This window comes from Corallococcus sp. AB032C, assembly GCF_003668935.1.
Taxonomy (GTDB): domain Bacteria; phylum Myxococcota; class Myxococcia; order Myxococcales; family Myxococcaceae; genus Corallococcus; species Corallococcus exiguus.
In genome coordinates this window covers 28,026-38,137 of sequence record NZ_RAWP01000011.1, presented here as the reverse complement: position 1 = coordinate 38,137, position 10,112 = coordinate 28,026, and the positions used below count along the sequence as shown (strand labels likewise).

2 protein-coding genes are annotated in these 10,112 nt (G+C 71.5%); both read right to left on the bottom strand.

The annotated features are described in order from the left end of the window. Positions 1-10: 10 nt before the first annotated feature. Positions 11-4,669: a type I polyketide synthase gene (locus D7X99_RS43505; protein ID WP_121777061.1), complete on the bottom strand. Its 4,659-nt coding sequence runs from the start codon at positions 4,667-4,669 to the stop codon at positions 11-13. A gap of 44 nt (positions 4,670-4,713) precedes the next feature. Continuing rightward, positions 4,714-10,095 carry a non-ribosomal peptide synthetase gene (locus D7X99_RS06960; RefSeq protein WP_158626938.1) on the bottom strand — a complete coding sequence of 1,794 codons (5,382 nt, stop codon included), beginning with the start codon at positions 10,093-10,095 and terminating at the stop codon, positions 4,714-4,716. Between the last annotated feature and the right edge of the window lie 17 nt (positions 10,096-10,112).

The following is a 10,112-nucleotide window of genomic DNA, read 5'->3' as shown; positions in this document are numbered from 1 at the left end:
GAGGGGACGGCTACTCCTCGTCGGAGGCGCTGTCGCCCTGGCGGTTGGCGCGGCGCGCACGGCGGCGCTCCCCGCGGCTGAGCGCCTCGGTCTCCTCGGGCGCGGCTTCCGTGTCCTCGGTGCCGCTGGCGGCCTTGAGCAGCCTGGCCAGCGCCCCCACGGTGGGGCCTTCGTAGAGGGTGACGGCCGGCAGCGCGACGCCGAACTGCTCGCGCACGCGGGCAATCAGCTTCACGCCGACGAGCGAGTTGCCACCCAGCTCGAAGAAGTTGTCGTGCACGCCGACCTGGTCGATTCCCAGCGTCGTCTGCCAGAGGCGGGCAATCTTCTCCTCCAGCTCGTCGCGAGGCGGCACGTAGGCGTTCTGGAGCGCGGGCCGGGGCGTGGTGCCCAGGGACGAACCCGCCTCCTGCTTCGCCTCCGCCTGCTCCTGCGCGGCGGCCGGCTGGGCCCACTTGCGCGCGCGGGCGCGCAGGTTGCTCGTGGACACGGCCACGTGCGACACGGCGCCCAGCTGGAAGAGCTGCTCGAAGGCGTCCTCGCCCTCGGAGGCGGTGATGGCCAGCGCGCCGAACGGGCTCTGCGCGCCGCCCGCGCGGGACTCGTACTGCCACGCGTCCCAGCCCACGCTCATCCACGGCACCGGCGACGTCTGCGCCTGCTTCGTGGCGAACGCGTCCATGAAGGACGTGGCCGCCGAGTACGACGCGAGCCCCAGGCCGCCCAGCACCGCCGCCAGCGACGACGACAGCACGCAGAAGTCCAGCGCGCGTCCGCGCACGGCCTCCTCCAGCGCGTACAGCCCGCGCACGCGGCCGTGGAAGGTGTCGCGCACGTCCTCGGGCCGGGTGTCCGGGATGGCGCGGAAAAGCGCCTGGCCCACGTCACCCGCCGCGAAGACCACGCCGTGCAGTGCGCCGAAGTGAGTCAGCGCCACGTCCACGGTCTCCTTCACCTGTACCTTGTTGCCCGCGTCCACGGACACGGTGTGCACTTGAGCGCCCAGCGCCTCCAGCTCCCGCACCTGACGGATGCGACGGGAGACGGCGTCGTCCTCGCCATGGGCGGACAGGTGCGCGTCCCACTGCGAGCGCTCCGGCAGTGCCGTGCGGCCCGCGAGCACCAGCTTCGCCTTCGTGCGCTTCGCCAGCGACTTCGCGTGGGAGAAGCCCAGCGTGCCGAAGCCGCCGATGAGCAGGTACACGCCCCCGTCGCGCAGCGGCAACTGCGCGGCGCGCGGCGCGTCCGCCGGCACGTGCTCGAAGTGCTGGACCCAGCGGGCCCCACCCCGGTACGCGATGACGGTCTCCAGCTTGGACGGCGTGGCGGCCTCGGACAGCAGGGCCTCCACCAGCGCCGTCTCCTGCCAGCTGCCGGACGGCGGCAGGCGCACGTCCACGGCCTTCGCGGACAGGTGGCCGTACTCCTGCGGGATGACGCGCACCGGGCCCAGCACCGTGGCCAGCTCCGGGTTCGGCGCCTCGTCGCCCAGCGCCTGCATGCGGTTCGTCACCGCGACCAGCGACACCGGCCGCGTGCCCGGCTGACGGCCCAGGGCCTGCGCCAGGGACAGAAGCCCCAGGAAGCCCTTGCCCAGCGCGGACTCGAAGTCCGCCTCGCCGTGCGCGTCACCCAGGCCCAGCGTGCCCAGGTGCAGCACGTGGTCCGGGGCGCGGCCCTGCGTGGTGAGCGCCTCCAGCACCGTGGCCTCGCCGCCCAGCGCGAGCGACCAGTGATGCTCGTCATGCTTCGCGGTGACTGCGGCCGGGGTGATGCGCACTACGTCCTGGCCGGCCTCGCCCAGCTTGAGCGCGAGCCGCGCGCCCACGCCTTCGTTGGAGTCGTCCGGAAGCAGCAGCCACCAGGTGGCCTTCTTCTCGCTCCAGGTGCCCTGCGGCGACGGCAGCGCGCGCTGCCACGACGGCAGGTAGAACCAGCGGGCCACGGGCTGCTTCTGGTCCGCGGACGCCCACTCGGCGCGCTCGCCGTCGGCGGCGGTCTCCTTGCGCGGGTCCACCCAGTGGCGCTGACGCTCGAACGGGGACGTGGGCAGCGCGATGCGGCGGCGCTTCTCACCGCCCCGGAACGCATCCCAGTCCGCCTCCACGCCCTCCAGCCACAGCCGGCCCAGCGTGGCCAGCACGTGGTCCAGGTCCGCGACCTGCTCCTTCGGGTGGCGCAGCGAGTTGATCAGCGCGTGCTTCGCGCCCTTGTCCGGATGCTGCCGGGCCAGCGTGACGAGCGTGTTGCCCGGGCCCACCTCCAGCAGGATGGCGTCGGACTCCTTGAGCAGCTCTCCCACTCCGTCCGCGAAGCGCACCGCGCCGCGCAGGTGCTTCGCCCAGTAGTCGGGGCTCGTGGCCTGCTCGGCGGTCACCCAGGTGCCGCTGACGTTGGACAGGTAGGGCTTCGTCGGCGCCTTCCGGGCCACCTTGCGCACCGCCTCGCGGAAGGAGTCCAGGATGGGGTCCATCATCGCGGAGTGGAACGCGTGCGACGTGTGCAGCCGCGAGGACGCCAGGCCCTGGAGCTTCAGCGTCTCAGTGAACGCGTCCACCAGCGGCGTGGGGCCGGCGACCACGCACGTGGCCGGGCTGTTCACCGCCGCCACGGACAGGCCCTCCGGCAGCATGGGCGTGACGTGCTCTTCCGGCAGGGACACCGCGAGCATGGAGCCCGCGGGCAGCGACTGCATCAGCCGGCCGCGCGCGGCCACCAGCGCCAGCGCGTCGTCCAGCGTGAACACGCCCGCGAGGCACGCCGCCACGTACTCACCGATGCTGTGGCCCACCATCGCGTGCGGCGTCACGCCCCACGACTCCCAGAGCTTCGCCAGCGCGTACTCGATGACGAACAGCGCGGGCTGGGTGAGGCCCGTCTGCTTGAGGCGCTCCGACGCCAGCTCGCGCGACTCCGCGGCCGGGTACAGCACCGTGCGCAGGTCCAGGCCCAGGTGCGGCTTGAGCTTCTCCGCGCAGGTGTCCACCTGGGCGCGGAAGGACTTCTCCGTCTCGTACAGCTCGCGGCCCATTTCCACGTACTGCGAGCCCTGCCCGGAGAACATGAACATCACCGGACGGCCGCTGTTCTCCGCGCTGCCGGAGAAGACACGGCCCGGGGTGCGCTCCGCCAGCGTGGAGGCCAGCTCCGCCGTGGTGCGCGCCACCACCGCGCGCCGCTTGCCGAAGCGCTTGCGGCCCAGTTGGAGCGTGTGCGCCACGTCCGCCAGGTCCACGTTGGGGTTCTCGCGCAGGTGCGCGGCCAGCCGGTCCGTGGCGACCTCCAGCGAGTTCTCCGTGCGCGCGGACAGCAGCACCACCTGCGCGGGCAGGCGGGCCTTGTCGGTGGCGGGTAGCTCCGGCGCCTCCTCCAGGATGGCGTGCGCGTTGGTGCCGCCCATGCCCAGTGATGTGACGCCCGCGCGGCGCGGCGTCTCACCGCGAGGGAAGTCGCGCAGCTCCGTGTTCACGTAGAACGGGCTGTTGGGGAAGTCGCACGCCGGGTTGGGCTTCTTGAAGTTGAGGCTGGGGGGAATCACCTTGTGGTGCAGCGTGAGGGCCGCCTTGATGAAGCCCACCGCGCCCGCCGCCGAGTCCAGGTGGCCGATGTTGCTCTTCACCGAGCCCAGCGCGCAGAAGTTCTTCTTGTCCGTGCCCTGACGGAAGGCCTGCGTGAGCGCCGCGACCTCAATCGGATCACCGACCTTGGTCGCCGTGCCGTGCGCCTCCACGTAGCCGATGGAGTCCGGATCCACGCCCGCGACGGCCTGCGCCAGCGCGATGACCTCCGCCTGACCCGCGACGGCAGGGGCCATGTAGCTGACCTTCTGCGAGCCGTCGTTGTTCACCGCCGAGCCGCGCACCACCGCGTAGACGGTGTCGCCGTCCTTGAGCGCGTCCGACAGGCGCTTGAGCGCGACCACCGCCGCGCCGTGGCCGGCGACGAAGCCCGCGGCCTCCTCGTCGAAGGTGTGGCAGTGGCCGTCCGGCGCCGTGGTGCCACCCTCGTGGTACAGGTAGCCCGCCTTCTCCGGGAAGTGGATGGACACGCCACCGGCCAGGGCCATGTCGCACTCGAACGACAGCAGGCTCTGGCAGGCGTAGTGGATGCACGTGAGCGACGTGGAGGACGAGGACTGGACCGTGACGGCCGGCCCCTTCAGGTCCATCCGGTACGCCACTTCCGTGGTGAGGCTGTCCTTGTCGTTGCCGATGGACGCCTGGAGGCTCTCCACCGACGCGACGTGCGCCAGGTGCGAGTACAGGTTGGAGAGCAGGTACGTGTTCATGCTCATGCCGCCGAACACGCCCACGCGGCCGGGCTGGCGCTCCGGGCTGTAGCCGGCGGCCTCCATCGCCTCCCACGCGCACTCCAGGAAGACGCGGTGCTGCGGGTCCATCAGCGCGGCCTCGCGGGGGTTCATCCCGAAGAAGGCCGCGTCGAACTGATCCGTGTCGCCCAGCGTGCCGCGGGCCTTCACGTAGTTGGGCGCGCGGACCATCGCGGGGTCGGCGCCCTCCGCGATGAGCTCCTCATCGGTGAAGAACGTGATGCTCTCCACTCCGCCGGTGAGGTTCTTCCAGAACTCGGAGATGGTCTTCGCACCGGGCAGGCGGCCGCCCAGGCCGATGACCGCGATGCCATCCACTTCGGGAGTTTCAGTGCTCATGGAGCCGTCCTTCGAAATCTTGGGGTGTGCCTGAAAGTCGTTGGTTACTTGCCACGGCCGCGCGCCTGCTGGCGCCGCGCCTGGGCGGCCCGGCGGCGCTCCGCCTCGTCCTTGATCTTCTGGGAGGCCGCGCCCGAGTCCTCGCCCTTGTTCGCCAGGTGCTGGGCCAGCGCGCTCACCGTGGTGAACTTGAACATGTCCACCAGCGCGAGCTCCGCGCCCAGTTCTTCCTTCAGCCGCCGGTGGGCCTGCGCGATGAGCAGCGAGTTGCCACCCAGCTCGAAGAAGTTGTCGTTGAGGCCGACGCGCTCCACCTTGAGCACCGCCGCCCAGATGGCCGCCACGCTGCGCTCCACCGCGCTCTGCGGCTGGGCGTAGGCGACGCCGGAAGCGAGGCGCGCCCCTTCCGGCGCGGGCAGCGCCCTCGCGTCCACCTTGCCGTTGGGCGACAGGGGCAGCGCGGACAGCGGCACATACGCGGACGGCAGCATGTACGGCGGCAGCCCTTCCGCGAGGAAGGTGCTCAGGTCCGAGTGCGTGGGCGCGGGCTCGCCCAGCACCACGTAGGCCACCAGGCGCTTGTCGCCGGGTGAGTCCTCGCGCGCCATCAGGAACGCGTCCTTCACGGCCGGGTGGCGGCGCACGGCGGCCTCCACCTCACCCAGCTCGATGCGGAAGCCGCGGATCTTCACCTGATCATCCGCGCGGGACAGGAACGTGAGCACGCCGTCCGGCAGCCAGCGCGCGCGGTCGCCCGTGCGGTACAGGCGCTCGCCCTTGTCGGAGCCGAACGGATTCGCGACGAAGCGCTCCGTGGTCAGCTCCGGCCGCTTCCAGTACCCGCGCGCCACGCCCAGGCCGCCTACATACAGTTCACCGGCGACGCCCACGGGCAGCAGGTTGCGTTCCGCGTCCAGCACGTACACGTCCGTGTTGATGACGGGCCGGCCAATGGGCACCCACGCGTGGCCCTGCAGGTCCTCCACCGCCATGCGGTGGTAGGTGGAGCATACGGTGGTCTCCGTGAGGCCGTAGCCGTTCACCACCGGCACCGTGGCGAGCAGCTTCTCCACGTCGCTGGCCACCAGCGCCTCGCCGCCGGAGAGCACCAGCTTGAGCGGCGGCAGTTGCTCCAGGCGCGCGTTGAGCCCGGCGATGACCGCGGGCACCGTGCTCACGATGGTGACGGTGTGTCGGGTGATGAGCTGGTACAGCTTCTCCTGGTCGAGGATCTCATCCTCGGTGGGAAGCACCAGCGCGCCGCCCGTGCACAGGAGCGGGAGGATTTCGCCCACGAAGCTGGCGGAGGCCACCGACGTGAGCGGCAGCATCCGGTCCGTCGCGCCAGGCGCGTAGGACTCGACGAACGAGCGCACCAGGTTCGCGAGGCCCCCGTGCTCGAGCATCACGCCCTTGGGCTGACCCGTGGAGCCAGAGGTGTAGACGAGGCACGCCAGGTCCCCGGCCGCCACCGTCGCGGCGGGCGCGGAGGACAGCGCGCCGTCCAGCGGCTGGTCCACGAACAGCGTGCGCGCGGACATGCCGGAGGGCAGCGTGCGCTGGAGCCAGGACTGGGTGATGAGGACCGGCGCCTGCGTGTCGCCCAGGATGAAGGCCACGCGCTCGGAGGGGTAGGCCGGGTCGATGGGCACGTACGCCGCGCCCGCGGCCATCACGGCCAGCACGGACACCAGCGTCTCCACCGAGCGCTCCAGGCAGATGCCCACGATGTCGCCCGGCTTCACGCCCGCGCCGCGCAGCCACGCGGCGAGCTGCCCCGCGCGAGCATCCAGCTCACGGTAGGTGAGCTGCGCGTCCTTGAAGAGGACCGCGACGTTGTCAGGCGTGCGAGCCACCTGCGCCGCGAAGAGCGCGGGCAGCATGTCCGCCTGCGTGAGCGGCACGCGCGGACCCTTCCAGGTCTCCAGGAGCTGCTGCTGTTCGGCCTGCGTGAGCAGCGGCAGCCCCGCGAGCGCGCGGCCCGGCTGGGCGGCGATGCCGGACAGCAGCGTGGCCAGGTGCCCGGCCATGCGCTCGATGGTGCCGGCCTCGAAGAGGTCGGTGTTGTACTCGAAGGAGGCCACCAGCTCGCCGTCCGCCTCGCCCATGGTGAGCGTGAGGTCGAACTGCGCGCCGCCGTGCGACAGCAGCAGCGATTCAATCGGCAGGCCCGCAACGGTGGACTTCGCGCCCGGGATGTCCAGGGCGAAGGGCGTGAGGCCGCGCTCGTCCAGCTTGGAGGCGCGCTGGTAGACGAACATCACCTGGAACAACGGCGAGCGGCTCTGGTCCCGCACCGGCTGCAGCCGGTCCACCAGCGCGCTGAAGGGGTAGTCCTGGTGCTCCAGCGCGCCCAGCATCGTCTGGCGCGTCTGGGCCAGGTAGTCCGTGAAGGACAGCGAGGGGGACGGCCGCGTGCGCACCACCAGCGGGTTGACGAAGTAGCCGGTGATGCCCGCCAGCTCCGCGCGTCCGCGGCCCGCGCTCACCACGCCCAGCGTGAAGTCCTGCTGGCCGGTGTAGCGGTGCAGCAGCACCTGGAACGCCGTCTGGAGCACCATGTTCGGCGTGGCGCCGTTGTCGCGCGCCAGCGTCTTCACCGCGCTCGCGATGTTCGCGTCCAGCCGGGTGGTGTGGACGCGGCCGTTGAAGGTCTGCGCCGGGGGCCGCGGGTGATCCGTCGGCAGGTCCAGCACCGGCAGCGTGCCGGACAGCTGCTCGCGCCAGTACTTCTCCAGCGCCTGGCCGCGAGCACCGGTGAGCATCTCCGCCTGCCAGCGCGCGTAGTCCGCGTAGGTGCGCGCGGGCTGCGCCAGCGTGGGCCGCTTGCCCAGCTTGAGCGCCGGGTAGAGCGCGTCCAGCTCCTCCGCCATCACCGCCAGCGACCAGAAGTCGGTGACGATGTGGTGCATGGCGATGAGCAGCGCGTGGTCCTCCGCGGACCGCGACACCAGCCGCACGCGCAGGAGTGGCCCCTTCTCCAGGTCGAACGGGCGGCGGGCCTCGGCGGACAGGTGCTCCGCGACCTGCTCGTCGCTCCAGCCCTTCGCGTCCGTGGTGGTGAAGTCCAGCGGCAGCTCCGCGTGCACGCGCTGCACGGGGCCGGTGGCCGCCATGACGAACGTGGTGCGCAGGGCAGGGTGGCGGGCCACCAGCGCCTCGAAGGCGCCCTTCAGCGCGTTCGCGTCCAGCCCCGCGCGCACTCGCACCGCGACGGGCACGTGGTAGGCGGCGCTCTCCGGCGCGAGCTGGTGCATGAACCACAATGCCTGCTGCCCACCGGACAGGGGCGCGTCACCCGTGGCGGACGAAGCGGCCACCGCGCTGGAGGACTGCTGGGACGGGGGCGCCGACATCAGCGTCACCACGACCTCCGCCAGCTTCGACAGCGACACGCCCTGGAGCACGTCCGACAGCGGCAGGTCGATGCCCAGCCCCGCGTCCACCGCGCTCTTGAAGTCCACCGCCATCAGCGAGTCCACGCCGTAGGCATGCAGCGGCTTCTGCACGTCCACCTGCGCGGTGGGCAGCCGCAGCACCTGCGCGGCCTGCTCCTGGAGGAACACCGCCACCATGGCCCGGCGCGCGGTGTTGTCCGTCACCACCGCCAGCATCTTCTGCAGCATGCTGGTGTCCGGTCCCACCGGCGCGGGCGCGGCGGCGGCTTCCGGAGTGGCGGTCTTCACGGCCTCGGGCACCTGCGCGGGCGCGGCGGCGATGACGCTCTTGTGCAGCGCCTCCAGCGTGTCCGCGACGTACTCCGCGCGGGTGGCGAAGCGTTGGATCTTGCCGCTGGACGTCTTCGGGATGGCGCCCGGCCCCAGCAGCACCACGCCCTGGGCCTGCAGGTCATGCCCGGCCGCGACGGCCTGCCGGATGCCCTGCGCCAGCGCGTCCAGGTCCACGCCGTCGCGCTCCACCGCGCGGCGGTCCACCTCCGTCACGACGATCAGGCGCTCCTCGTCGTCCTGCTCGATGGAGAACGCCGCCGTGCAGCCGGGGCGGATGGCGGGGTGGGCGGACTCCACCGTGCGCTCGATGTCCTGCGGGTAGTGGTTGCGCCCGCGGATGATGATCAGGTCCTTCAGCCGGCCGGTGACGAACAGCTCGCCGTCCGCGAGGAAGCCCAGGTCGCCCGTGCGCAGGAACGGCGTCGGATCACCCGTGCCGGCCAGCGGCTGCTGGAAGGTGGTCCGCGTCTGCTCGTCGCGGCCCCAGTAGCCCTGCGCGATGCTGGGACCGGCGACGCGAATCTCGCCCACCTGGCCCGCGGCCAGCGGCGCGCCCGTCTCCGGATGCGCGATGACCAGGCGCTGATCCGTGAGGTTGCGGCCGGAGCCCACCAGCGTCTGGGCGCCGGGGGTCGCCGCCTCCTTCGCCACCACGCGGTTGTCCTTCAGCGCGCCCCCGTCCACGGTGCGCTGCACGGGTAGCTCGCGCTTGTCACCGCCAGAGGCGATGAGCGTGCCCTCCGCCAGGCCGTAGCAGGGATAGATGGCCTCCGAGCGGAACCCCTGCGGACCGAACGCCTCCGCGAAGCGCCGGAGCGTGTCCGGCATGATGGGCTCCGCGCCGTTGAAGGCCAGGTCCCAGTGGCTCAGGTCCAGCTTCGCGCGCTCCTCCGGCGTGCTCTTGCGCACGCACAGGTCGAACGCGAAGTTCGGCCCGCCGCTCGTGGTGGCCTTGTAGCGGGAGATGGCCTCCAGCCAGCGCATGGGGCGCTTGAGGAAGTCCACCGGCGAGAACAGCGTCACCGGGAAGCCGCCGTACAGCGGCTGCAGGATGCCGCCGATGAGGCCCATGTCGTGGTACGGCGGAAGCCAGATGACACCCTGGCTTTGCGTCGAGTGACCGAAGCACGAGTGGATCAGCTTCGAGTTGTGCAGCAGGTTGCCGTGCGTCAGCACCACGCCCTTGGGCGACGACGTGGAGCCGGACGTGTACTGGAGGAACACCCGCGTGTCCGTGGCCACGCCGGGGTCCTTCCACCCTTCGGCGACCTCCGCGTCCAGCGTGTCCGTGGCAATCCAGTGCAGCTCCCGCAGCTCCGGCGCCTGCTCGAAGAGCATCTCCCCCATGCCGTAGATGAAGTCGGTGGTGAGGGCGATGGTGGCCTGCGCGTCCTGGCTGATGGCCAATAGGCGCGGCAGCGTGCGCGCCAGGCGCATGGGGTCCGGCGGATAGATGGGGACCGCGATCACGCCCGCGTACAGACAGCCGAAAAACCCGGCGATGTAGTCCAGCCCGGGCGGGTACAGCAGCAGCGCCCGCTGTCCCTGGGCTCCGCGAGCCTGGAGCGCCGCCGCGATCGCGCGAGCCTTCTGATCCAGCTCCGCGTACGTCAGGTGCGCTTCGTCCGTTTCCCCGTCCAGCAGGAACGTAAATCCGCGACGGTCGCCCTGGGTGCTTGCGCGAACGCGAAGCAATTCAACCAGGGTGGAAA